The sequence below is a fragment of the Marinobacter confluentis genome (assembly GCF_004785685.1).
GTDB lineage: Bacteria > Pseudomonadota > Gammaproteobacteria > Pseudomonadales > Oleiphilaceae > Marinobacter > Marinobacter confluentis.
In genome coordinates, this window is sequence record NZ_SRPF01000002.1 from 365,994 (window position 1) to 391,360 (window position 25,367).

The 25,367-nt window shown below is 57.9% G+C and carries 21 protein-coding genes; 9 read left to right on the forward strand and 12 right to left on the reverse strand.

What is annotated here, in order from left to right:
• Positions 1-6 precede the first annotated feature (6 nt).
• Both tsaE and E5Q11_RS07160 read right to left on the reverse strand, forming a co-directional pair.
• Positions 7-510, reverse strand: coding sequence for a tRNA (adenosine(37)-N6)-threonylcarbamoyltransferase complex ATPase subunit type 1 TsaE (gene tsaE, locus E5Q11_RS07155; RefSeq protein ID WP_135802726.1), 504 nt, complete (start codon positions 508-510; stop codon positions 7-9).
• Positions 511-2,073 carry an NAD(P)H-hydrate dehydratase gene (locus E5Q11_RS07160; RefSeq protein WP_135802727.1) on the reverse strand — a complete coding sequence of 521 codons (1,563 nt, stop codon included), beginning with the start codon at positions 2,071-2,073 and terminating at the stop codon, positions 511-513.
• Between the two features lie 154 nt (positions 2,074-2,227).
• Between E5Q11_RS07160 and queG the strand changes: the two genes are divergently transcribed.
• On the forward strand, positions 2,228-3,292 hold the full coding sequence (gene queG, locus E5Q11_RS07165; RefSeq protein WP_135802728.1) for a tRNA epoxyqueuosine(34) reductase QueG: 1,065 nt from the start codon (positions 2,228-2,230) through the stop codon (positions 3,290-3,292).
• Between the two features lie 11 nt (positions 3,293-3,303).
• Here queG and orn read toward each other — a convergent pair whose 3' ends face one another.
• Positions 3,304-3,846, reverse strand: a complete 543-nt coding sequence (gene orn, locus E5Q11_RS07170) for an oligoribonuclease (protein WP_135802729.1) — start codon at positions 3,844-3,846, stop codon at positions 3,304-3,306.
• A 98-nt stretch (positions 3,847-3,944) separates the two neighbouring features.
• On the opposite strand from orn, the gene rsgA reads away from it, so the two are divergent.
• Positions 3,945-4,997, forward strand: coding sequence for a small ribosomal subunit biogenesis GTPase RsgA (gene rsgA / locus E5Q11_RS07175; protein ID WP_135803365.1), 1,053 nt, complete (start codon positions 3,945-3,947; stop codon positions 4,995-4,997).
• Between the two features lie 9 nt (positions 4,998-5,006).
• On the opposite strand, the gene motB is transcribed toward rsgA, so the two are convergent.
• Both motB and motA read right to left on the reverse strand, forming a co-directional pair.
• Positions 5,007-5,966: a flagellar motor protein MotB gene (gene motB / locus E5Q11_RS07180; protein ID WP_135802730.1), complete on the reverse strand. Its 960-nt coding sequence runs from the start codon at positions 5,964-5,966 to the stop codon at positions 5,007-5,009.
• A gap of 29 nt (positions 5,967-5,995) precedes the next feature.
• Complete coding sequence (gene motA, locus E5Q11_RS07185; protein WP_135802731.1) at positions 5,996-6,847, reverse strand: flagellar motor stator protein MotA; 852 nt, start codon at positions 6,845-6,847, stop codon at positions 5,996-5,998.
• A gap of 185 nt (positions 6,848-7,032) precedes the next feature.
• Here motA and asd point away from each other — a divergent pair, with 185 nt between their 5' ends.
• Positions 7,033-7,911 carry an archaetidylserine decarboxylase gene (asd, locus tag E5Q11_RS07190; RefSeq protein ID WP_135802732.1) on the forward strand — a complete coding sequence of 293 codons (879 nt, stop codon included), beginning with the start codon at positions 7,033-7,035 and terminating at the stop codon, positions 7,909-7,911.
• Between the two features lie 15 nt (positions 7,912-7,926).
• On the opposite strand, the gene epmA is transcribed toward asd, so the two are convergent.
• Positions 7,927-8,901 (reverse strand): EF-P lysine aminoacylase EpmA, encoded by a 975-nt coding sequence (epmA, locus tag E5Q11_RS07195; RefSeq protein ID WP_135802733.1) that lies wholly within the window; start codon positions 8,899-8,901, stop codon positions 7,927-7,929.
• Between the two features lie 10 nt (positions 8,902-8,911).
• Positions 8,912-9,484, reverse strand: a complete 573-nt coding sequence (efp, locus tag E5Q11_RS07200; RefSeq protein WP_135802734.1) for an elongation factor P — start codon at positions 9,482-9,484, stop codon at positions 8,912-8,914.
• 45 nt (positions 9,485-9,529) lie between these two features.
• Here efp and epmB point away from each other — a divergent pair, with 45 nt between their 5' ends.
• The 3 genes from epmB (at position 9,530) to E5Q11_RS07215 (ending at position 14,753) form a co-directional block, all read left to right on the forward strand.
• Positions 9,530-10,594 carry an EF-P beta-lysylation protein EpmB gene (epmB, locus tag E5Q11_RS07205; protein WP_135802735.1) on the forward strand — a complete coding sequence of 355 codons (1,065 nt, stop codon included), beginning with the start codon at positions 9,530-9,532 and terminating at the stop codon, positions 10,592-10,594.
• Positions 10,595-10,730: 136 nt separating this feature from the next.
• Positions 10,731-12,548: a GTPase gene (locus E5Q11_RS07210; protein WP_135802736.1), complete on the forward strand. Its 1,818-nt coding sequence runs from the start codon at positions 10,731-10,733 to the stop codon at positions 12,546-12,548.
• Between the two features lie 117 nt (positions 12,549-12,665).
• Positions 12,666-14,753 (forward strand): EAL domain-containing response regulator, encoded by a 2,088-nt coding sequence (locus E5Q11_RS07215; RefSeq protein WP_135802737.1) that lies wholly within the window; start codon positions 12,666-12,668, stop codon positions 14,751-14,753.
• Here the strand turns inward: E5Q11_RS07215 and serB are convergent.
• Complete coding sequence (gene serB / locus E5Q11_RS07220) at positions 14,747-15,958, reverse strand: phosphoserine phosphatase SerB (protein ID WP_135802738.1); 1,212 nt, start codon at positions 15,956-15,958, stop codon at positions 14,747-14,749. The genes E5Q11_RS07215 and serB overlap by 7 nt on opposite strands.
• Positions 15,951-18,290 carry a DNA topoisomerase IV subunit A gene (gene parC, locus E5Q11_RS07225; protein ID WP_225314867.1) on the reverse strand — a complete coding sequence of 780 codons (2,340 nt, stop codon included), beginning with the start codon at positions 18,288-18,290 and terminating at the stop codon, positions 15,951-15,953. Before parC ends, serB begins: the two co-directional genes overlap by 8 nt.
• 204 nt (positions 18,291-18,494) lie before the next feature.
• Here parC and E5Q11_RS07230 point away from each other — a divergent pair, with 204 nt between their 5' ends.
• Positions 18,495-18,737, forward strand: a complete 243-nt coding sequence (locus E5Q11_RS07230; RefSeq protein ID WP_135802739.1) for a hypothetical protein — start codon at positions 18,495-18,497, stop codon at positions 18,735-18,737.
• 105 nt (positions 18,738-18,842) lie between these two features.
• Complete coding sequence (locus E5Q11_RS07235; RefSeq protein ID WP_135802740.1) at positions 18,843-20,480, forward strand: methyl-accepting chemotaxis protein; 1,638 nt, start codon at positions 18,843-18,845, stop codon at positions 20,478-20,480.
• Between the two features lie 47 nt (positions 20,481-20,527).
• Here the strand turns inward: E5Q11_RS07235 and E5Q11_RS07240 are convergent, their stop codons facing one another.
• Positions 20,528-21,115 (reverse strand): YceI family protein, encoded by a 588-nt coding sequence (locus E5Q11_RS07240; RefSeq protein WP_135802741.1) that lies wholly within the window; start codon positions 21,113-21,115, stop codon positions 20,528-20,530.
• Between the two features lie 63 nt (positions 21,116-21,178).
• Entirely contained in the window at positions 21,179-21,739 is a 561-nt protein-coding gene (locus E5Q11_RS07245) for a cytochrome b (protein WP_135802742.1), read from the reverse strand.
• A gap of 512 nt (positions 21,740-22,251) precedes the next feature.
• On the opposite strand from E5Q11_RS07245, the gene E5Q11_RS07250 reads away from it, so the two are divergent.
• Positions 22,252-23,550, forward strand: coding sequence for an EAL domain-containing protein (locus tag E5Q11_RS07250; protein WP_135802743.1), 1,299 nt, complete (start codon positions 22,252-22,254; stop codon positions 23,548-23,550).
• Here E5Q11_RS07250 and E5Q11_RS07255 read toward each other — a convergent pair.
• The gene (locus tag E5Q11_RS07255) at positions 23,537-25,312 is read right to left on the reverse strand and encodes an SLC13 family permease (protein WP_135802744.1); all 1,776 of its coding nucleotides are present in this window, start codon (positions 25,310-25,312) and stop codon (positions 23,537-23,539) included. The two genes, E5Q11_RS07250 and E5Q11_RS07255, sit on opposite strands and share 14 nt — an antisense overlap.
• Positions 25,313-25,367 lie beyond the last annotated feature (55 nt).

Sequence of the window (25,367 nt, forward strand, 5' to 3'; positions counted from 1 at the left end):
TCCTTGTTAGTTACCCACGGGCGCTGATGCCCGCAGGTCTTCCAGTAATTCTTTTCCAAGGGGCGTCAGGGATCGCAAAACGGCCCTGCGCCCAGTTTCTTCCGGTGTCAGTTCAACCTCGATATCCGGTGCCGGCAGGATTCCCGCACCGCGTTCCGCCCATTCGATCAGGCAAAGGCTGGCACTGCCGAAGTAATCCCTGATACCCAGGTACTCGAGTTCTTCCGGATCGCCAAGGCGATACAGGTCAAAGTGATACACCATCGGCTGCAGATGCTCGTAGGGCTCGACAATGGTGTAAGTCGGGCTTTTGACCGCGCCTTCATGGCCCATGCCCCGCATCACACCCCGGCTGAACGTGGTCTTGCCCATGCCCAGGTTGCCTCGCAGATACATTGTGGCGCCCCTGCTGCCTCTGGTCTTCACGGCCATGGCCAGAGCTCGCCCCAGCGCTTCTGTCGCGGTTTCATCAGCCAGGAACAGATTTTTTTCAATAACGGCGCCTGCCATCTATTCCTCCCCCCGCCGGATACCCGCGGTAACCAGGGCAGCATTCTCTGCCTGCGACAACACCGTCGGCAAGCAATCAATGACGTCCGTCGGCAGCAACCCCATGAACCCCCTGGATCGCGATGCCACCCGAGCCGCTTCAAGATGCAGAGACGCGGCCATCACCGTGGCCTGCCGCGCATTCTTCAACTGCCCCCAGAGACTGCCAATCAGCCCGGAAAGCACGTCGCCCATGCCGCCGGTAGCCATGCCGGGGTTGCTACCACTGACAACCGCCGGAACGCCTTCGCCATCCGTAATCACGGTGCCTGCGCCCTTGAGCAGAACAACGCCGCCATGAATCGCCTGAATGCGTTTGGCGGCATTGAATCGGTCTGCTTCCACTTCCGTCACTGCGCAGCCAAGCAGCCGTGCGGCTTCCCCTGGATGTGGGGTCAGCACCTGATTCGCTGCCGGATAGGTCGCTCTGGCAGACAGCAGATTCAGGGCATCAGCATCCAGAACTCTCGGTTTGCCACTGGCAATCACCTGCTGAAGCATCTGCTGGCCCCAGGCGCCCTGACCTATTCCCGGGCCGCAAACGATCACAGTGGCAGCATCAATCAGGCCCTGCAGTTCCGAGCCATGGGTGACCGCCTGAACCATCAGCGACGGGCACCTTGCCAGCGCCGCCCCGACGTGTTCCGGGCGTGTAGCCAGCGACACCAACCCGGCGCCGGACCTTGCCGCCGCCTCTGCGGCCATAAGGCCTGCGCCACCGAACCCGCGCTCCCCGGCTACGATCAATACGTGGCCAAACCGGCCCTTGTGGGCGCCGGCAGGGCGGCGAGGCAGCGAGGGCATCAACGAGCTCCAGTCAACCCGCCGCGCCATTGGCACCTGCCCGCTTTCCGAGGCCCATTCATCCGTATCCAGCGATTCAAAGGCCAGACGGCCACAGTATTCTGGCCCCTGCGCGGTAAACAGTCCGGCCTTAAGGGCTATAAAGGTCACCGTCAGGTCAGCCCGGACTGCAACCCCTGCAACCTTACCCAGGGTTGAATCCAGCCCCGACGGCACATCAACCGCCATAACCGGCGCCACTGCCCGGTTGCAGCGTTCGATCAAGACCGCGAAAGGTTCCCGGGGCTGGTCAGTAATGCCGGTACCCAGCATCGCATCGACAATCAGATCTACCCGGTCAAAGGGCAGCTCATCGGCACAGGCGTCCAGCGGCCGAACCTTGACCCCGTCCGCCAGTGCCTTCTGCCAGGCTTTACGGGCATCGCCCGCCAACTTTTCCGTGGGCGCAACTGCCACACAACAGACCTCAATACCATGGCGCCGGGCACTGGCGGCAATCAGATAACCGTCGCCACCGTTGTTGCCGGCGCCACAGAGCACCAGAATCGATGACGGTTCCGGCCACTCTTTCATCAGCCGCCGGAATGCGCTGGCAGCGGCGGCCTGCATCAACTGAAAACCATCAACTCCCTGCTGATCAATCACATAGCGATCAATCGCCCTGACCGCATCGGCGGAATAGAGCTCTTCTGGTAAGCTGTGATAGTTGACCAGGGGCATTGAAAGCCGCTCCTGCTAAAGAATCCGGTTTAAGAAAATCGGCCAGTTGCCTGTAAAGCATAGCAAAATACAAAAAAAGGTCATAACTTAATCAACGTCTTTACATTATCTTTTCATCATCCTGTCCGGGACAGCTGTTACCGGTGAGACCGAAATGACCGAAACCACCGACCCAAATCTATCGCACCTGCCTGATATGATTGACAAATGGGCCCGGGATCTGGGCTTCAGTGATCTGGGCATTACCTATCCGGACACAGGTGTGCACGCCCAACATTTACAACAATGGCTGGACGACGGCTTTCACGGCGAGATGGGCTACATGGCCGACCATGGCGATAAGCGATACACGCCCCGATCGCTGGTCGAAGGTACCCGCCGGGTTATTTCGGTAAGACTGGATTACCTGCCCGCACCAGACAGCCCGGCGCAAGTACTTACTGACCCCGAGAAAGCCTACGTGACGCGTTATGCGGTAGGTCGCGATTACCACAAGCTGATGCGCAAGCGCCTGGCGACCCTGGCGAAGAAAATCGATGAAGCGGTGTCGGGTTTTGAGTACCGGGCCTTCGTTGACAGCGCACCGGTACTCGAGCGGGCCCTGGCCCAGCGCGCCGGGCTTGGCTGGATTGGCAAGAACAACATGGTGATTCATCCAAAAGCCGGCTCGTTTTTTTTCCTGGGTGAAATTTTCACCAGTGCCCCCTTGCCGGTGAATGAACCCTTTGAGAAAGAGCATTGCGGCTCCTGCACTGCCTGCCTGGATATCTGCCCCACCGACGCTTTCGAAGGCCCGCATCGACTGGATGCGCGCAAGTGCATCAGCTATCTGACGATTGAACTTTCGGGCAGCATTCCGCTGGAATTGCGGGAAAAGATGGGCAATCGGGTATTCGGCTGCGACGACTGCCAACTGGTGTGCCCCTGGAACAAGTTCAGTAAGCCCACCGCCGAAACCGACTTTCAGCCCCGCCACGGGCTGGACAACGCGGAACTGGCCACCCTGTTTCTGTGGACCGAAGAAGAATTCCTGAAGCGCACGGAGGGCTCCGCCATCCGCCGTACCGGCTATCAGGGCTGGCTTCGCAATCTTGCAGTGGGGCTTGGTAATGCGCCGTCAACCATTCCGGTGATTGAGGCGCTCAAGCAGCGGGCAGATCATCCATCGGAACTCGTGCGTGAGCACGTTCAATGGGCCCTGGCACGCCATGGTCTTTGAAGCCCGCCGGTTTACAGGTTGAAAAAGTGCTCACGGTAATGCCGCAGCTCATTGATGGAATCGCGGATATCATCCAGCGCCAGGTGGCTACCTTTTTTCTGAACGCCCTCCAGTACATCGGGCCGCCAGCGCCGGGCCAGTTCCTTCACGGTGCTTACGTCCAGGTTCCGGTAATGGAAAAACGCTTCCAGTTCCGGCATGTATTTCACCAGGAACCGGCGGTCCTGGCCGATGCTGTTGCCACACAGCGGTGACTGCCCGGGCTCCAGGTAGCGTTGCAGGAACTCGATGGTCTGTTGCTCGGCGTCAATCTCGCTGATCCGGCTGTCCCGAACCCGCTGGGTCAGACCGCTTTCGCCGTGGGTGCGGGTGCACCACTCGTCCATGGCGTTCAGCAGGCTGTCTGACTGATGAACGGCTATTACCGGTCCTTCCTCAATAGTGTTCAGCTCAGAGTCGGTCACAATGGTAGCGATCTCGATGATGCGCTCTTTTTCCGGGTCCAGCCCAGTCATCTCAAGATCAATCCAGACAAGGTAGTTGGCTTCAGGCATCAAAGACTCCGCAGCAATAAACACAATTCGGCCAATGGTAGACGAATAACGTATGATGTGACACCACCTCAATGCCCCAGCGGATAACCACCAAAGCAATGGCCAAACGTCGACTCAACAAGCAGCAGCAATGGCGGATCTCGAAAGTCCAGCAGGAACGCACAGCCCGCGCCGCGCGCAAAGAGAAGATGATCGGCGAACAGATTGAAGCCGGCGACCTTGGCCCAGAGCAGGAGGGGCTGATCATCGCCCACTACGGTCAGCAGCTGGACATTGAGGCGCTGGAAGGCGAAGACGCCGGCAAGGTCGTTCGTTGTTTTGTGCGCGCAAACATCGACAGCCTGGTCACCGGGGACCGGGTCGTCTGGCGCATGAGCGGCAACGACACCGGCGTGATCGTGGCCCGATGTGAGCGCCAATCGCTATTGCAGCGCCCGGACAACTTCGGCGCCCTGAAGCCGGTGGCTGCCAACATCGACCATATAATCCTGGTCATAGCCCCGGAGCCCGAGCCCCACGACAATCTGATTGACCGCTACTTGGTCGCCGCAGAAATCACTGATATTCCTGTCATTCTGCTTCTGAACAAATCCGACCTGCTGGATGACCAGAACCGGGACGCCATTAACACCCTGTTGGAACGCTACCGAGCCCTGGGTTATCGGGTAGAACAGACCTCTGCTCAGACCGAAGGCGGAAAGGCGGCGGGTGTTGAAAACCTGATCGCTGGCCAAACCTGTGTCTTTGTGGGGCAGTCCGGCGTGGGCAAGTCCTCCATTATCCAGACGTTACTGCCGGACGAGGCCATCCGCGTAGGTGCCGTATCGGAGAGCACTGGCAAGGGCGTTCACACCACGACCACCGCCAAACTGTTCCACCTGACCTGCGGCGGCCACCTGATCGATTCGCCGGGCATTCGCGAATTCGGCCTGTGGCACATGTCGCCCTCGGAAATAGAGTATGGTTTCCGGGAGATCCGGGACCTGATCGGCCACTGCAAATTCCGCAACTGCAGCCATCTGGGCGACCCGGGCTGTGCCATTCAGGCGGCGGCCGATGAAGGTCGTCTCAGCCGCGCCAGATTGAAAAGCTTCCACCGGATTCTGGAGGATATGGCCGAGCAGCAGGCCCGAGGGCTGAAGCTCGACTGACCGGCCAGGTTACCAGTTCAACTCACCTTCTTTCGGCGGCTCCTGGTCGTTTGTCCAGCTTCCCTCTTCCAGCGACTGCATGGCTCTCTGCTGGTCTTCCTCCGTAGGTGCGGTCAGGTCAATCAGCGGCTCGTCAGACTGCCGCGCATTGTTCTGGATTCCGTCGGCGGCCTTCTTGTTCATCACGATAATGGAAATACGCCGGTTCACCGGGGCCTGCGGGTCGTCCTTGTTGAACAGCACCGAATCGCTGAGACCGACCACACGTCCAATCTGCCCGCCATCAACCCCGCCCGCAACCAGCGCACGACGCGCCGTATTGGCGCGATCTGCCGACAGCTCCCAGTTGGTGTACCCCGGGCGACCGTTGAATGGCGAGGAATCGGTATGGCCGGTAATGCTGAGCTTGTTATTCACCGTGGACAGGGTCTTGGCAAGCTCGAACAGAATATCCTGGGAATAGTATTTGAGCTCGGCGCGGCCACTGTCGAACATCGGGCGCTGGGACCGGTCAACGATCTGGATGCGCAGCCCCTCACTGGTGATATCAATCAGCAACTGATCCTTGAAATCCTGCAGGGTTTCGTTCTGCTCAATGCGCTCTTTGAGATCCTGGAACAGCTGCTCCATTTTCTGCTGTTCCAGGGTCTGGGCCAGCTCTTCTACCACCTGGTCCTCTATCTGAATGTCACTGTCGGCGATATCCTCGCTGGACTCGTTGACAACCGAAGCGCTGCCTCCGAGGTCGACGGGATTGCGCGAACCACCCTCGGTATAACCCACCGGGTCCTTGAAATAGCCTTCAACCGCCAGCTTCTGTTCTGGCGAGGCCGTTGCGGTCAGCCAGAGCACCAGGAAGAACGCCATCATGGCCGTCGCGAAATCGGCAAACGCCACTTTCCAGGAGCCGCCATGATGACCGGCCGCAACAACCTTTTTGCGTTTGATGATGATTGGCTGATCTTCCACGGTACTACTCCCGAGCCGCTAGAGACTGACTATTTGCCGCGAACATGGTCGTTCAGCTCCTGGAAGCCCGGGCGCTTGTCGGAAGGCAGCGCCTTGCGGCCGAATTCAATGGCCATCTGCGGCGCCTGGCCGGAAACCGTGGCGACAATGGCTGATTTCACGCATTCGTAGGCTTTCATCTCATACTTGGCGGAATGCTCCATGGCAACGGACAGGGGCCCCACAAAACCATAACCCATCCAGATGCCCAGGAAGGTACCAACGAGCGCTGCGGCCACACTGAGGCCGATCCGCTCCGGCCCTTCGGTGAGGAAGTTCATGGTGATGACGATACCCAGTACCGCTGCAACGATACCCAGGCCGGGCAGTGCGTCTGCAATCTTGTTAACGGCATGGGCTGGTTCTTCAACTTCGTGGTTGCGACTGTAGATCTCGTTTTCCATCATGCCTTCCAGCTCATGGGTGGCCATGTTGCCGGCGCTGATGATGCGCAGATAATCGGTAATGAAAGCCAGCAGGTACTTGGATTTCATGATCGCCGGGTAGCGGCTGAAAATCTGGCTGGAGGCCGGGTCGTCAATATCTTCCTCAATGGCCATCACGCCCTGCTTCCGGGATTTGTCGAACACCTCGTACATCAGGCTGAGCAGGTCCATGTAGAACTTCTTGTTGTAGGGCGAGCCAGTGAGCTGGGTCATGATGCCCTTGCCCACTTCCTTTATGGTGTGAACCGGGTTCGCGATGATGAAGGAACCCACCGCGGCACCGCCAATGATCAGGATTTCCGTGGGTTGCCAGAGTACGGCCAGGTTGCCCCCGTGCAGGACATAGCCTCCCAGAACGCATGCAGTTACAACAATTGCACCGATTATGAATAGCATGGCGAGAAAACGTACCTTTTTATAATGATGATCCGAGCGAATCCCGGCGTGGCAGTAGCCCGCCCTCGCGGCCTGACTTGATCATAGCAAGCGCAGGCGGTAACCGCGAAGATGCAAAAGCATTTATACCCCGGCCACAGCATTTGTTAAGCTTTGCCGCTCTTGAGTGCAAAGGATCCGAGTGAATGTTCGACAAGCTGTTTGTATTGAGCCAGTACGTCACACCGCAGTTGACGGTTTCGCGCCTAGCCGGATGGCTTGCAGACATGGACAAGAGCCCGGTGCTCAAGAACCGCGTCATTAAATGGTTTATCGGCCGCTACGGCGTAGACATGAGTGAAGCCCTGGAGCCGGACCCCGAAGCCTACCCAAGCTTCAATGCGTTTTTTACCCGGGCACTCAAGCCCGGCCTGCGCCCGGTTGACGACAGTGCATCGGTTCTGGTCAGCCCGGTAGACGGCGCTATCAGCCAGCTCGGCACAATCACTGACGACCGGGTTTTCCAGGCCAAGGGTCAATCCTTCAGCCTGAACGAACTGCTCGGCGGTGACCCGGAGCGGGCGAAAGACTTCGAGAACGGAGAGTTCGCCACCATTTACCTGTCGCCGAAAGATTACCACCGTATCCACATGCCAATGGCAGGCACATTGCGGGAAATGACCTACGTCCCGGGAAAACTGTTTTCAGTCAACCCGATCACCGCCGAACAGGTACCCAACCTGTTCGCCCGCAACGAGCGAGTTGCCTGCGTGTTCGATACAGAGGCAGGCCCAATGGCGCTTGTGCTTGTGGGGGCGATGATTGTCGGCAGCATGGAAACAACCTGGGCCGGCGTGGTCGCACCCGGTACTGAAGGCGTCAGCACAAGCAATTACCAACACCTGGCCAAGCCGATTTCATTTGCAAAGGGCGAGGAAATGGGCCGGTTCCGGCTTGGCTCGACCGTTGTCATGGTGATGCCCCGGGGCAAAGTCACCTGGAACGGGGACCAGGTGGCCGGGAAAACCGTCAGAATGGGTGAAGCCTTCGGGGCATTGCCCGAACTGGAACACAACCGGGACTGACAGGACGGGTTGTGCTCAGGCACGCTCCACGGGAAACGCTAGGACTCCGGCGATATCGTCAAGCCCCAGCTTGAGCATCAGCAGCCGGTCCAGCCCCAGGGCAACGCCCGCGCAATCGGGCACGCCGGCACGCATCGCCGCAAGCAGGGCCTGATCAACGGGCATTTCCTGCCGCCCCGCCCGGCGCCGGGCGCGGTTATCGGCATCAAAACGGCGCTGCTGCTCGTCAGCGTCTGTCAGTTCCCAATAGCCGTTGCACAGCTCGACTCCACCAACGTAAAGCTCGAAACGGTGTGCCTGGCGCAGCCCGTCAACCTCCGACACTCTTGCCAGCGCTGCCTGGGATTCCGGATACCCGGTAATGAACACCGGCCCCATCCGCGCCAGTTCCGGCTCGACACGCAGACTCATCAACAGGTCCAGACACTCGTCCCGCAACAGGCGTGATAACTGCGCGTCCGTCATCCATGGCGCGCAAAGTCGCCTCAATGACTCATCGTCTGCTGCAAACGGGTCAACGCCTACAAACTGCTCAAACGCCTGCCGGTAGGTCAGGTAAGCGGGTCTTGGGCACCCCAGCCAGCCGCAGACGAGATCGGCCACCTCGGCCATCAGTTCCCGATCATCAAAACCGGGCCGATACCATTCAAGCAATGAAAATTCCGGGTTATGACGAACGCCACGCTCGCCATCACGAAATACCCGGGCAACCTGATAGATTGGCCCTGCGCCCGCTGCCAGCAGGCGCTTCATGGGATATTCGGGCGAGGTCTGTAGCCAGTATTGCCGGGATTCGTCGCCGGGCAGCTGCGGAGACGCGGGGACGCTGCCGATGTTCAGATCAGTCACACTGCACCGCCCCATCACCGGTGTTTCCACCTCCATGACTTTGCGGCTCGCAAAAAAGCCGCGCACCCAGGCAAGCTGTTGTGCGCGGCTTTCAAGGGCGGCCAACGAAGCGGTTGGCTGCCAGTCATCCAGGTCAGACATGAAGAATCAATCAGCTCTTGACGCGGCTCACGTATTCGCCGGACCGGGTATCCACTTTCAGAACTTCACCAATGGTGATGAACAGCGGCACGTTGACCACCGCACCGGTGGACAGGGTCGCCGGCTTGGTGCCGCCCTGGGCGGTATCACCTTTCATACCCGGGTCGGTATCAACCACTTCCAGTTCAACGAAATTCGGCGGCGTCACCGCCAGCGGCGCGCCGTTATACAGGGTCACGGTGTAGACATCCTGCTCCTTGAGCCATTTCAGAACATCGCTGACCGCTTTGGCATCAGCGGGATACTGCTCAAAGGATCCGTCGGTTTTCATGAAGTGCCAGAATTCACCATCGGTGTACAGGTACTCCATTTCCTGATCCATCACGTCCGCCGCTTCCAGGCTTTCGCCGGATTTAAACGTGCGCTCCCACTGCCGGTTCGTCGTCAGGTTACGCAGTTTCACACGGTTGAACGCCTGGCCCTTTCCGGGCTTAACGAATTCATTGTCGAGGATGATGCAGGGGTCGCCGTCCAGCAAAACTTTAAGACCGCTGCGGAATTCGTTGGTAGAATATGAAGCCATGAAATTATCACCTGAAACGATGCAGTTAAAAATTCAAAGGTCGCTATGATACAGCGAACCGCCGCGCTTATAGAAGCCCACGCCGTCGATAGCCGGGGCGACCACCTGGATACCCCAACTGACCAGACCTGGCAGGCTTTGCTGTCCGGCTCGATCACCTCGCCCGATGCGCTTCTGAACCGGCTCAGCCTGGACCCTGCGCAATGGCGTGAAGGCGCTGGCATTGGCCATCAGCTGTTCGCCATTCGTGTTCCCGAACCCTACGCCCAAAGGATAGAGCCTGGCAATCCGGATGATCCGTTGTTACGCCAGGTACTGCCCGTCACTGACGAGGGCCAGACACTGCCCGGGTATCTGGACGACCCGCTGGAAGAAGCCGATGCCATGGTCACCACCGGGCTGATCCGCAAATATGACAGCCGTGCCCTGCTGATGGTAACCGGCCAGTGTGCCATCAACTGCCGCTACTGCTTCCGGCGCCATTTTCCCTACGATGAACACCGCCTGACCCCGGACGACCGCGACGCCGCCCTTCGGTTTCTGGCTGCCAGCCCGGACATCAATGAAGTTATCCTCAGCGGCGGTGACCCGCTGGTGGCCAGCGACCGCCTGCTGTCGTACTGGGCCAGCGCCATTGCCAATATTCCCCATATACGCCGTTTACGCATCCACACCCGGCTGCCCATCGTGATTCCCCAGCGCATCACCCCTGACCTGCTGTCGCTGCTGGGCGAAAGCCGGCTGCAAATCGTGGTCGTGGTGCACGTCAATCATCCCAATGAGCTGGATGAATCTGTAAGAGCCGCGATGGCCCGGCTCAGGAGCGCTGGCGTTACCCTGTTGAACCAGTCGGTCATTCTGCGGGGCATCAATGACAGCGCCGATACCCTCGCTGAGCTGAGTGAGCGCCTGTTCGAATGCCATGTGCTACCTTACTACCTTCATGCCTTCGACCCGGTGGCAGGCGCCCATCATTTTGCGGTCAGCGATGACAGGGCCCGCGGTATTGTCAGGGAGTTACTGGGCCGGCTTCCGGGCTTTCTTGTGCCCCGGCTGGTTCGGGAAGTCCCAGACAAACCGGGCAAGACTCCGATTGATCTATTTGCGTGACGGGTTTCGCAACCTGTTGCGGGAATCAGTTGTTAACTATTGTCAACTTGACTATTGCTCGCTTTTTGCCGTGCGTTTGCTATTTTAAGGTCATAATATCTATAACGAAAAAACACAGCGTTGGCGTGATTATTAAATGGAAGGCACGACCCTGAAACCAGATCTGAAAGTTCCCGACCAGAAAACAGCGAGTCTGTCCTTTTGTGAAACAACGCCAAAAGCGTTCAGGGACTGGGTCAATCAGCTACCGATGGCAAACATCGGGGAAGCGTCACGTCAGCTCTATCACGCCATCATTGAGCTCAACCAGCTGTTTATATCCCATGGCCACAGGCTTCAGCTGCTAGAGCTGATCCGCCCCAAGATTCATTTTGTCTGCGAGGAGCTCTCCCGGCATTACCTGGGTCTGTCCATTGCGCTGCCGGAAAAACAACGGAAAATTGCCAACTTGTCACAGGCACTGCAGTTGCATGCCGCTGCGGGTTACAAACTGTGCGTAATGGAGTGCCTGGACAACGGCGGGGTCGACAAGAATCGCAAAGCCATTGCAACGTCCATTCACCGCGCCACGTCAGAACTTGCGGCTACCATTCTTCGCTCACACCAGTTGTACTGTCCCAGCCCGGCACAGAGCTGGCTGGAATGCCACAGAATGTTCCGCTTTGCCCTGCGAAACAAACTGCACAACCAGGCGATCGATGATGAAGCGCTCAAGCAAAGACGCTCAAGCACGGTCGAAGATGCCTACAAGCGGCTGTTGCTGCTGGGCTGTTCACGGCCGAACCAGTTGCGCCAGTCGGAACTGAGCCAGGCTTACGACCTTTTCGAAACCTGGACAGACTGGGTCCAATGCGGACCCGCCGCGGAAGAGGACAGCCTGTTTGTCGTCAATCTCGAACGTGACAATGCACCGGTTTATCGCAGCCTGCTGGATCAGTCACCGGGCCACGACAGTCTCAACTTTGACACCCGCAACCTGTCAGCAGAAATCGGCGATGTCCTCCATGCAAGAAGCACATCGTCAGAGTCCGGAACGCGACTGAAACTGCCGCCTTCGGTGGGCAACACACTGTTGACCCATCTCAGCCAGGCGCTGGGCATTCTGGCCAAACGGAACTTCAACCGAATTGCCAGCCGGGGCACCCTGGAAATCTGCGTGGGGCTGACCGCGACTCACTATTACGTTGCCGGCGGAAAAACCTTCAATCAGTTTGTCAGCGGGAACAACGAGCGCGCAGTGGATGACGGCGACCCGGAAAACAATATGTTCATGCGAGGCTCCAGGCAGCGGGAAGATGCCTGGGCCGGCGCCCACGATGCCGGGCCCAGCGACGAGCTTTCACACTCCGCGGATACCCCCATCAATTTCCGCAACAGCATTGGCGCCACCCCAGACAGCGCGTCGGACCAGAATCGGCCGAAGTCTCACCATGCGCTGCTGATCAACACCAGCCCGGGTGGCTACTGCGTTGCCTGGGAGACCCATATTCCCCCGTCGCTGCAGGCTGGCGAAGTACTGGGTGTGCGGGAACAGTCTAACCATCCCTGGAGCATCGCGGTTGTACGCTGGATTCGCCAGGTCAAAAACCAGGGCACCCAGATCGGTATAGAACTGCTGGCACCCAGCGCGGCCCCCTGTGGCGTTCGCCTTATCCAGAAGATCGGTAACAGCAGCGAGTATCTTCGCGGGTTGCTATTGCCGGAAATCAGCGTGGTAAACCAGGCCGCAACCCTGATCACGCCGAGACTGCCCTTTCAGTCCGGCAGCCGCATATCCATGCTTTATGACGGCCGGGAAGATCAGGGCACCCTGTCCCGCAAGGTAAGCGCTACCGGCAGCATCAGCCAGTTCGAGCTGAAGCTCCAGAACGCCGGCGCGTCACCGGTTCACAACCCCGCCCCGTCCTCAGGCACCAGTGAAGACGAGTTCGATTCGCTCTGGCCGTCTCTCTAACGGCGGCCAGAGGGAAGCGAACCGTCAGAGCCCGTTTCAAGGGTTGTTATTAACAGGTAACCCCTGCATCATTCAGCGTTAGCTACAAGCCATTGCGTACTGCGAGATCCCTGACGAATGCAGAAAAAAAACACCACTGTTCACCTGCTGATTCTCGACCCTTCGCAGAATGACGCGGAGTCCATGGTCAGCCTGCTCAGAAACTCCGGCAAAGCCACACGGGCACACCGGATCACCTCCGAAGAAGACCTTGAGGAAACCCTGAAAACAGGCCAGTGGGACCTGCTGCTCGCCCGTGATGATGTGGAACAGGAATTCGGTCCGGATGGCGCTCTGGCAATGATCCGGCGCATGGACAAAGACATTCCCTTTATCCTTCTAACCAGGGAATTCAGCCACGAACGGGCGGTCGCCATTATGAAAGCCGGTGGCCAGGACACGGTTCCCTTTGACAACACAGACCAACTGGTTCTGGTGGTGAATCGCGAGCTGTCCGCCCTTGAGGACCGCCGTCGCCGCCGGACCCTGGAATCCCACCTGCGGGAATCCGAGCAGCGGTGTCAGTTGCTGCTGGAAAGCTCCAAGGACGCCATTGCCTATATCAACGATGGCATGCATATCTACGCCAACCAGTCCTATATGGAATTCCTGGGCTATGACGACATCGACGACCTGATCTGCATTCCGGTGCTGGACACACTGACCGGCGAGAGCGCGAACAAATACAAAGAGTTCATGAAAGCCTTCACCGGCAAAGACGACGAAAGCAAGACCCTCACCTGTGTTGCTCGCCGCAGCGACGACCAGGAACTGAACGTGAACATGACCGTGTCGGCCGCCACTTACGATGGTGAGCTGTGCACCCAGATTGTGCTGCAACCGGAACAGAACGATGCGGAGCTGGAAGAAAAGCTGCGACAGATAAGCAGCCAGGACCTTCTGACCGGCCTGTACAATCGCCAGCACCTGATGGACCTGCTCGGAAAGACCATCGCCAACGCCGGTAAGGACAACCAGAGTGGCGCCCTGGCCTACATTTCCATCGACAGTTTCATGTCCATGAAAAGCCAGGTTGGCATCGCCGGTTCCGACCTGATGCTGGGCGATCTGGCCAAGGTTTTGAGCGACCAGACGCCGGAAGGCTACACCCTTGCGCGGCTCAGCGATGATGCCTTTTGCCTGCTGAGCCATCCTTGCGAAGAGAAAGCCATGGCAGAGGTGTGCGAAAACATCCGCAGGAAAGTCGAAGACCATCTGTTCGACATTAATGGTCGCACCGTCCAGATCACCGTAAGTATTGGTGTTGCCGCAATCACCGAAAACGCTCCCAAGGCGCCGGACCTGATGGGCCGGGCCCACACGGCGTCGTCCGAGCTCAAGAAAAAAGAAGGCCATGAACTCGGCAACGGCGTTCTGGTTTACAACCCGGCGGATTACGAGTCCCTGGACGAAAGTAATTCGGCTGACGCCATTCAGAAGGCCCTGGACGATAACCGCTTCCGCCTGCTGTTCCAGCCGATCATCAATCTGCGCGGCGAGGGCGAGGAACATTACGAAGCCTTTGTCCGCATGCTCAACAAAGACGATGAAGAAGTCTCCCCTTACGACTTCCTGCCGCCGGTCGGGCCGTCTGATATGGCCATCAAGATCGATCGCTGGGTGATTCTGCAGACCATCAAACAGTTGGCCAGCCACCGGTCCCGGGGCCACGACACCCGCCTGTTCCTGAACATCACGGCCGAGACCCTTGACGACAAGACCTTCACCCCCTGGCTCAGTGTCGCCCTGAAAGCCGCGCGCCTGCCGGGGGATTCGCTGATCTTCCAGATTCGTGAAGGGGACGCCAACAACTTCATGAAGCAGGCAAAAGAGTTTGCCAAGGCGGTGCACCAGTTGCACAGCAAAGTGTCGATTTCACAGTTTGGCTGTGCACTCAATCCGTTCAATACGCTGAAGCATATCGACGTTGACTACGTGAAAATTGATGGATCCTTTACCGAGGAAATCCAGAAAAACGGCGAAGCTCGGGACGAGGTGAACGAGATGGTCAAGAGCCTGCAGAGCGCGGGCAAGCTGACCATCGTACCGCTGGTGGAAAACGCCGGCGTGCTGGCGACGTTATGGCAGGCCGGCGTCAACTACATTCAGGGCTACTATCTGCAGGCGCCTGTGCCGGAGATGAACTACGACTTCGGCGATCACTGACGACTGTCGCTTTCCCGGAACCCGATCAGGTACAGGATCGCGTCCAGCCCGAGGGTGGATATGGAATGGCGGGCGGACTCCTTCACCAGGGGCTTTGCGCGGAACGCCACGCCCAGCCCGGCCTGGCTTAGCATCGGCAGGTCATTGGCGCCATCCCCGACGGCAATGACCTGCTCCCGGGAAATGCGCTCCCGCTTGGCAATCTCCAGCAACAGCTCGGCTTTGCGGTTGCCATCGACAATCTGACCAGCGACCCGGCCGGTCACCTTGCCGTTCTCGATTTCCAGCTCGTTGGCGTAAACGTAGTCAATACCGAGTTTGCGCTGCAGGTGCCGCGCAAAGTAAGTGAAGCCGCCAGACAGAATGGCCGTTCGGTAGCCCAGTGATTTCAGGCTGAGAATCAGGTGCTCCGCACCCTCGGTCAGGTTCAGCCGCGCGGCGATACCTTCAAGCACCGATTCATCCAGCCCCTTCAGCAAACCCAGGCGTTCGGCAAAGCTCTGACTGAAATCCAGCTCGCCCTGCATGGCCCGCTCGGTGATTTCTGCCACCTGCTCACCGACGCCGGCTTCCCTTGCCAGCTCATCAATCACTTCGGCATCAATCAGCGTGGAGTCCATGTCGAACACGACCAGGCGCCGGTTGCGGCGGAAGATGGAGTCCTCCTGGAAAGCAATGTCGACGTTCATTTCCCCGGCAATGTGCAGGAAATCGGCCCGAAGCTGCTCCAGGTCCGACGGAGTTCCACGCACCGAAAATTCCACGCAGGCCAGGCGATTATCGGCCTGGTTCAGCGATGGCCTGGCCGACAGCCGGGTAATGTTGTCAATATTCAGGCCGTGGCGGGCGGTAATAGCAGACACCCGGGCAATCTGTTCCGCCTTGATGTCGCGAGACAGCAGGGTCACGATATAGCAGGCACGGTTGCGGCCCTCCGCCCACTGCTGGTACTCCGCCATGGTAATGGGCGCGAAACGCACCTGGAGGTCCAGGGAGTGAAGCCGGAACAGCAGGTCACGAATCACCGGCGAGGACTTGGACTCGTCCGGGATCTCGATCAGGATGCCCCAGGTCAGGTGATCGTGTATCACCGCCTGGCCGATATCCAGAATCCGCACGTCGTACTGGCCCATGATGCCGGTTATCTCCGACGTCAGGCCCGGTTTGTCCCGGCCGGATACGTTAATCAGTACCAGTTCACTCACGGTCGGATGGCTCCCCTGCTGACGGCTGGCCTTCGGATGGTTCTTCGGCGGCCTGTGCAAGTGCCGCAGCGTTGTTTGCAGACGGTATGACTTCAATGCCATCCACACGCTGCAGGCCACGGGGCAACTTATGTCCGCGGCGTCCGCGCTCGCCCAGATAATGCTCCAGGTCACTGAACTGAAGCCCCATCTTGCGCTTGCCGGCCCAGATTTCAATCTGGTCGTCCTTGGCAAACACGGCGGCTGCGACCACGTATTCCTCACGGTTCTGGGCCCGAGCCGAAGGTATGCTGATGATCTTGTTGCCCTTGCCTTTTGACAGCTCCGGCAGCTCGCTCAGCGGGAACACCAGCATACGGCCTTCGTTGGAAATGGCACCAAGATAGAGAGTTTCAGAGGCTTTCGGTACCATCACCGGTGGCATGATACGCGCGCCCTTGGGCACGGAGACAACGGCTTTGCCGTTCTTGTTCTTGCTGATCATATCCCCCAGAGACGTCACAAAACCGTAACCGCCATCGGTGATCAGCAGCACTTTCTGCGCCGGTTCACCCATCAACAATCCGGAGAAGGTCGCGCCGGAGGGCGGGTTAATCCGTCCACTCAACGGCTCGCCCTGGCCCCTTGCTGAGGGCAACGAGTGCGCCACCAGGGAATAGGCCCGACCGGTGGAGTCCAGGAAAACGGCCTGCTGGCTGTTGCGGCCTTTTGCGGCCATTGAAAATTTGTCACCGGCCTTGTAACTGAGAGCGTCTGGCTGGATATCGTGGCCCTTGCCTGCCCTGACCCAGCCCTTTTCCGAAAGCACAACGGTGACCGGGTCATTGGACACCAGGTCGGTCTCGCTGAAGGCCTTGGCCTCACCGCGCTCAACAATGGGCGAGCGACGATCATCGCCGTAGGTTTCCGCATCCTCGATCAGTTCCGACTTGATCAGCTCCCGCAAACGGTCTTCGGAACCGAGAATCGACTGCAATTCATCACGCTCCGCCGCCAGCTCGTCCTGCTCGCCGCGGATTTTCATTTCCTCAAGCTTGGCCAGGTGGCGCAGTTTCAGCTCAAGAATTGCTTCCGCCTGGTCTTCACTCAGCCCGAACTTGGCGATCAGCTGCTCTTTGGGCTTGTCCTCATAGCGGATAATGGCAATGACTTCGTCAATGTTCAGGTAGGCAACCAGCAGACCCTCAAGGATATGCAGGCGTGCCAGCACCTTGTCCAGCCGGTGCTGAAGCCGGCGGGTCACGGTGGTACGGCGGAATGCCAGCCACTCGGTCAGAATCGTCCTCAGGCCTTTCACGGCCGGACGGCCATCATTGCCGATGACGTTGATGTTTACCCGGTAGGTTTTCTCCAGATCGGTACTGGCGAACAAGTGCGCCATCAGGCTTTCGTGATCCACCCGGTTTGAGCGCGGAACAATGACCAGGCGCGTCGGGTTTTCATGATCCGACTCGTCCCGCAGGTCCGCCACCATGGGCAGCTTCTTAGCCTGCATCTGCTGGGCGATCTGCTCAAGAATGCGGTTACCGGAAGTCTGATGCGGCAGGTCGGTCACCACGATCTCACCGCTTTCATTGATCCAGCGGGCCCGCATACGCAGGGAACCGCGGCCGGTTTCGTAAAGCTGGCGAATATCCTTACGCGGTGTGATGACTTCCGCTTCCGTCGGGAAATCCGGGCCTTTCACGTGTTCGCACAGGTCTTCCACCGTCGCATCCGGCTGGTCCAGCAAGCGAATGCAGGCGGCAGCGACTTCGCGAACATTGTGGGGCGGAATATCCGTTGCCATGCCAACGGCGATTCCGGTGGTACCGTTCAGCAGAACATGGGGCAGCCGCGCTGGCAGTACCGAAGGCTCGTTCATGGTGCCATCGAAGTTCGGCACCCAATCAACCGTGCCCTGGCCCAGCTCGCGTAGCAGCACGTCGGAAAAACGCGCCAGCCGGGATTCGGTGTAACGCATGGCAGCAAAGGATTTGGGGTCATCCGGCGCGCCCCAGTTACCCTGGCCATCCACCAGCGGATAGCGATAGGAAAACGGTTGCGCCATCAACACCATGGCTTCATAACAGGCGCTGTCACCGTGCGGGTGGAATTTACCCAGCACGTCACCCACGGTACGGGCAGACTTCTTGTACTTCGACGTCGATTTCAGGCCCAGCTCGGACATGGCGTAAACAATGCGGCGCTGAACGGGCTTCAGGCCATCACCGATGTTGGGCAATGCCCTGTCGAGAATGACGTACATCGAATAATCAAGGTACGCTTTTTCGGTGTAGTCCCTCAGCGAAACTCTCTCAAAGCCTTCGTCCGTCGTCTGGAATTCTGGCATGGATGCCCCTTTTGCCTGTCAGAAATAACCTTTGGGTATCTTTAAACGCGCCTCATTATATGGAGCCTGGCGCGGATACACCAACACCCTGTGCCGATTCCAATAGCGGAATTCCCGCATGGAGCAGCTGCCGCCGGCACCGTATTCTCCATTACAAACGTTTACAGATGGATAATCCTTTCTGGCGCGCATCCGTGGAGATCTATGAAACAGAACCTCAAAGCCTGCGGACAAGCTCTGGTCACTGCAATCATCAACGCCCTGCTAGCGCTGGCGTTGATGCTACTACTGGAATTTGCCATCAGTGGCTCGTTCCAGATTGCGGAAGCCTACGTATGGGCGGTCGCCGTCATCGGTCTGGTCATTTTCTTTGCCCAGTTCTGGCGCCAGCGTCATCTATGCCGCGACGACAACCCAGACCAATACGAGAATGAACGAACCACCTGATCAGTAAATATACAAAAAGCAATAGATTACATACGTGACATAAACCCATCCCCTGCTATTCTCAACAGACCGGGATCGACCGGCTGACCAGCAGGGGGCTGCTCAATGAACCTTAATCGAATATTGGGGATTCGCTCCAAGATTTGCCTTCCTTTTGCGATTACCGCCGTTGCCCTGCTTCTGATGGGCATTCTGAGCGCACTGACTTTCCGGGACCTGGTAGCCGACACTGACGATATTGCCGGTAACTCACTGCCAGCCATCAGCGAGGTACTGAACGCCGACCGGGATCTTTACCAGGCCCTGGTGGCCCAGATGTCCTTCGTTGACGCGGCAAGCCTGGGGCGGGATACCGCCAACTTCAAGGAAGACTTCCTTGAAAACGCCAGTCAGGCCCAGGAGCGTCTGAACTCGGCGGTTAACCGTCTCAGGGGAACAGGCGTCGAAGAAAAAGTTGTAGGCGTTGATACCGCCTATGAGAGCTGGATGACCTCGGCGGAAAAATCCATGGACCTTGCCGAGTCGGGTATCAGGCAGGCCGCAGAATCGACGCTCAAGGGCGAAAGCCAGTCCGCCTTTAACGAACTTCGGGCCTACTTTGATGTTGTCGGGTCTCATGCCGATGAGCAGGCCCAGAAATCGGCTGCCCATGCGTCGGCGGAGGCAGTCAGCCGCTCACTGGTCATCATGACTGCCGGCATCACCACGGTGCTGGTGTGTGTCGCGCTGTTCGTTATTTTCCTGCGCATGATCGTGGGATCGATCAAATCCCTGAGGGACCAGCTGGACAACATCGCCCAGGGCGAGGGCGACCTGACCCAGCGCGTACCGGTTGAGTCCAAGGATGATCTGGGCCAGCTGGCGACCAGCTTCAATCAGGTCCTGGCCAACCTGCAGGGAATGATCGGCACTATTCAGGCACTCAGCGACAACCTGGGGAAAGAAGCCAGATCACTGTCCACCGCCGCGCGAGACAACAATGACGGAGTTACGCGCCAGAGCGACCTGATCTCCATGGTGGCCACCGCCATGAACCAGATGCAAAGCGCCATTGAAGAAGTAGCCGGTAATGCCTCCCGGGCGGCGGATGTCACACGACACGCCCAGGAAACCAGCAGGAACGGTGGGGAAATTATTCACAATTCATCAGCTCAGGTGCAGTCACTGGCAGAGCAGATCGTAAAAGCTGTCGAGGTCATACGGAAACTGTCCCAGGATTCCGAGAACATCACCTCAGTGCTGGATGTAATCCGTGGCGTTGCCGAACAGACCAATCTGCTTGCACTCAACGCGGCTATCGAAGCAGCAAGGGCCGGTGAACAGGGGCGCGGCTTTGCGGTCGTGGCGGATGAAGTCCGCACCCTGGCCCAGCGAACCCAGCAATCCACGGAAGATATCCAGCGCATGATCACCACCTTGCAGACCGGCGTTTCAGATATCGTGAGCGTGATGGAAACCGGCAGCGAACAGGCGAGCGAGACCCGAAGCATGGCGTCAGAAGCGGAAAAAGAGCTGAAAGTAATTCTGGAGTCCATGAACGACATCATGGATGTGAATACCAGTGTTGCCTCTGCGACTGAAGAACAGACCCAGGTGGTCGAGGAAATCAACCGCAACATCGTGAATATCAACGAGCTGGCGTCTGAAAGCTCCCGGCGTTCCGGCAGCATCAGCGAGATCAGTGCAAACCTGGACAGTTACGCCGACGAGCTTCGTCAGCAGACGGGCCGATTCAGGGTGTGAACAACCGCCGCTACCCTCTCGGTCGGGTAGCGGCTCTGGCCTCACCGTTACTGACGAATGCCTTCGACAGAAATGATGATTTCTACTTCTCTGGAGGCTTCACCCAGCTTTTCATAGGAAATATTGAAGTCGTCCAGATTAAACTCGGTTTCGGCTTCAAAACCCATGCGATAGCCACCCCAGGGGTCTTTACCGTGTCCCAGCATTTCCGCGTCCAGCGTCAGCTCTTTGGTCACGCCGTTGAGCGTGAAGTCACCAATGATATCGGCCTCACCGTCGTCATCCACCTCGATGCGCTTGCTGGTAAAGGTGGCCTCGGGGAATTCGCCGACGTTCAGGAAGTCGTCTGAGCGCAGGTGCTTGTCACGCTCGGCGTGGTTGGAGTCCACGCTGCCGGTATCAATGGTGACGGATACCGAGCTGTTTTCCGGATTCTCGGCGTCATAGACAAACTCGCCATCGAAATCGTTGAACCGGCCGTAGAGCCAGCTGTAACCCAGGTGGGAGATCTTGAACGTGATGAACTGGTGCGCACCCTTCTTGTCAAAGGCGTAAGTGCCACTGTGTTCATCGGCCTGAACGGAACCACCGGCAACAGCCAGGGAAACCGCGGAAGCAAGAATCAGTTTTTTCATAATCCACTCCTATCGGATGTAATCAAGGCTTGGCGCCTTGAGATGTGTGCCTTGCAATGCCTGTCAATGATTTCCGGACCTGCCCAGCATGCGCCGGAGAGTGTCGTCCCGATCAACGAAATGATGCTTGAGCGCTGCCACTCCGTGGAGCGACGCCAGGCCTACGATCACCCAGGTCACCCAGTAATGAACAACACCAGCAATGTCCTCCATGCCTTTAATACGACCGGTCAGTGACGGCACGTCAAACCAGCCAAAGACACTGATCGAAGACCCGTCGGCAGTACTGATCAGGTAACCACTAATCATCGCCGTGAAAATCAGCAGATAAAGCAGAAGGTGCGCCCCGTGGGCAGCCAGCGCTTCGAGACGGCTGTGGCCTGGCAACGGTCCGGGCCGAAGGTTGGTCAGACGCCACAACAACCTGAACAGCATCGCGCCCAGCAAAAGGATACCAACGCTTCGATGGATGTCCGGAGCCTGTTTGTACCATTCATGATAGTAGTCCAGGTCCACCATCCAGAATCCAAGGGCAAACAGTCCAAAAATAACGACTGCAACCAGCCAATGAAGCACGATGGCTACCAGCCCATATTCCCTGACGGTATTCCGTAACTGCGGCATCTGCTGACTCCCTTCTGTCTACCTCTGCAGTCTAGAAACAGGACGTGCACAAACCAAACATAATGTTTTGTACGCCATGATCAGAAATACTGACCAAAACTGTAGGTACTATTCCTTATGTCTTTGGTCTGATAGGGGTTTTACGGATTGAGGCCAAAGATGACTGTTATAAACTATGGTTATCGCTGGAACCCCACGCAGCCTGGCAGGTTCCACATCAATCAAACAAGAGAGATAAAAATGGAAATCGAATTCGACGAGTCAGTCGTTGTTCCAAGTAACAACTAGATTTTTTCAGAACTTTCAAGTGTATACAGTTACGCTAGGTTTCGTGTTTTTACATGAAAAACTGGCAATACAGGGCGGTTTTTGGCAATCTTCTGTTCAAATGTCCGCTTTGGTCAGTAAGCGACTGCTTTAGCACCAGTTTTACGGGCGGGATGATCAACAGACCGGCAGCGGGGCAGAAACCCGGCTTCCGGTGAATTCGTTAATCAGACACAGAAAAGCCCATGCCACGACCGTTCTCAGAAGCACCGGCCGTTCCGGACGTTGATCTGTTATCCCCCATGTTGACCCGAGAGGGAAGCACCTGGACCGCCGACTACCAGGGTCTGACACTCAGAACTGCACTGCAGCCCATTTTCAGCCTCTCCCACAAACGCGTTGTCGGTTACGAAGCACTGATCCGCGCCTTTGATAATGACAACTCAGCCGTTCTGCCGCTGCACCTGTTCGAACTGGCGGCAACCGATGCCGACAATCTACTGCTGGACCGCCTCTGCCGCTATTTACATATCAGCAACTACTCCAGTTTCCATGATCAGCTGAACTGGCTGTTCCTGAATGTATCACCGCGGGTAGTTTCTTCCGGCAGCCAGGCCGACTCGTTTTTCGGCGAGCTGCTCAAAAAAACCGGGCTGCCTCCCCATCGCATCGTGATGGAAATTGTTGAGCAGCCAACCGACGATGCCGACAAGCTGCGCGAGACCGTATCCTATTATCAGAAACTGGGTTGCCTGACCGCTATTGATGATTTCGGCGCGGGTCATTCCAACTTTGAGCGGATCTGGAATCTGTCACCCGACATTGTCAAACTGGACCGTACGCTTCTGACCCGTGCCACAGATGACCACAAGGCACGACAGATTCTGAACGGCATTGTCGGCCTGCTTCATCAGTCCGGCTGCCTGGTCCTTCTGGAAGGCGTGGAAACTCACGATCAGGCAATGATTGCCATTGACGCCGGCGTCGACTTTGTCCAGGGCTTTTATTTCCAGAAGCCCAGCATCCTGCTGGATCAGATGCAGCACCGGGATTTTGCCAATCTGGACCAGCTCCTCAGTGATTACAAAAGCCGCAACCGGGTAACCCTGGAACCTACCGATCAACTGACGTCATTCTTCGAGCAGGATTTTCACAGGGCCGTTGAGTCGCTGTGCCAGGGAAGTGCAATGACGGAAGCCTGCCGGACCTTGCTGAACCACCCCACGGTGTCCCGGTGCTACCTTGTGGACGAAAATGGCGTTCAGATTCGCGATACGCTGGTATCAGACACCACATCAAGAAACCTGGACCCCCGGTTCCGCCCTCTGGAGAGCACCAGCAGCGCTGACTGGTACCGCCAGCAATATCTGCGTCAGGCCATCGCCAGGCCCGGCTCGCTGCAGGTGACGGCGCCCTACCTCTGCATTACCGGCGCCTACATGTGCGTGACCCTGTCACTGGGCTACCGCGAAAATGGCCGGCTGAATGTGCTCTGTTGCGACATTCTGGCCAACGCTCTGGACGGCGAACTCAGTAGACTCTGATACCGTAAACCAGCGAGATAACCCCCACTGTCAGCAGGCCGATAAACACATTCATCGGCAGCCCCACTTTAACAAAGTCCATGAACCTGTAGCCCCCCGGTCCGAACACCATCATGTTGGTCTGGTAGCCAAGCGGCGTGGCAAAACTGGCTGAGGCGGCCATCATCACGGCAATCACATAGGGTTCCGGAGCAATGCCCAGGGAACCGGTCATGGACAGAACCACAGGCAAAACCAGCACCGCTGCCGCGTTGTTGGTAATCACCTCAGTCAACACTGACACCGCAATGTAGACCAGCAGAAGCGTTAACAAGGGGTTGCCACTGCTGACCGAAAGAATCCCCCGGGCGACAAATCCCGCCGCGCCCGTGGCCTCCAGGGCGGCGCCCAGCGAAAAGGAAGCGGCAATGGTCAGCATCACCGGTACGTCCACCGCTTTCTGGGCCTGGCCCACGGAGCAGCACCCGGTCAGCACCATCAGCGCTGCGCCCAGCAGCGCCGCATTCAGCATGCTCAGGCTGCCACTGGCAGCAAAACCCACCAGCACCAGCAGAATGACCCATGACAGGTAGGCCCGGTCATGGCGTGGGGTATCAGTTTCAAGATCATTGATCAGCAGGAAGTCCTTGGCGTATCGCTGACGACTGACGAACGCCGGGCGCGCCTCCAGCAGCAGAACATCGCCGGGCTTCAGGCGAATGTTGCCCAGGTTGCCTGATACCCGTTCACCTCCCCGTGCAACCGCTAGCACAACCGCACCGTAACGGTCACGAAAACGGGCATCGCGAATGGTCATGCCCAGAACCTCGGACTGGGGCGACAGTGCGGCTTCCACAAGACGACGCTCTGCGCGGTCCTTGCTCAGGCTAGGCTCATCATCGTGCACCGAAGGCACAATGCCATGGATGCGCAGCAGGTCGGATATGGCCTGGGTGTCCCCGGCAAATACCAGGCGGTCGCCACCCCGCAAGCGCTCCTCGGACGGTACCGCGGTGACCACGCTGCCGTCCCGTTCGATCTCTACCAGGTAGAGCCGGTCAAGTTCCCGCAAACCGGCTTCGCCCACTGTCTTACCCACCAGCGGACCATCAAAGGCCACCGCCACTTCCAGCGTGAATTCCCGCATCGAGCCGAATTTCTGCTGGTCCTTGCGGTCAGGCAGAAAACGCGGCAGAAACAGCAGCATAACCCCGATACCAACCACGGCAACGGGCAGGCCCACGGCGGTAATGGAGAAGATGGAAAAGCCGTCATCACCGGTCAGCTGCTGGTACTGGCCGTTGACCACAAGGTTGGTGCTGGTGCCAATCAGTGTCAGCGTACCGCCAAGAATGGCGGAATAGCTCAGCGGAATCATGAGTTTGGAGGGAGAAATGCCGATTTTCCGGGACCAGGCGTGTATCGCCGGAATCATGGTGGCAACCACCGGGGTGTTGTTCAGAAAGCCGCTCAGCAGGGCAACCGGCAGCATGATCCGCGCCTGGGCAGACCGTACACTCCGGGGCGACCGAAGCAGGTAGTTAACAACCAGATCCACGCCGCCGGAGTGGTGAATGCCGGCGGCCACCACAAACATGGCGACAACGGTAATCAGGCCGCTGTTACTGAAACCGGACAGCGCTTCGTCTGCACTGATAACACCTGTAGCGCTGAGCACGATCAGCACCGACAACATCACCAGGTGCGGCCCGTACCGCCCCACGCTCATCAGTACCAGCGCGATCACGGCCAGGCTCAATACAAACCAGCCCTGCCAATCCATTCCCGTATCCTTTGAACAAAGACCGGCAGGATAGCGACTTTAGATCAAACTTAGA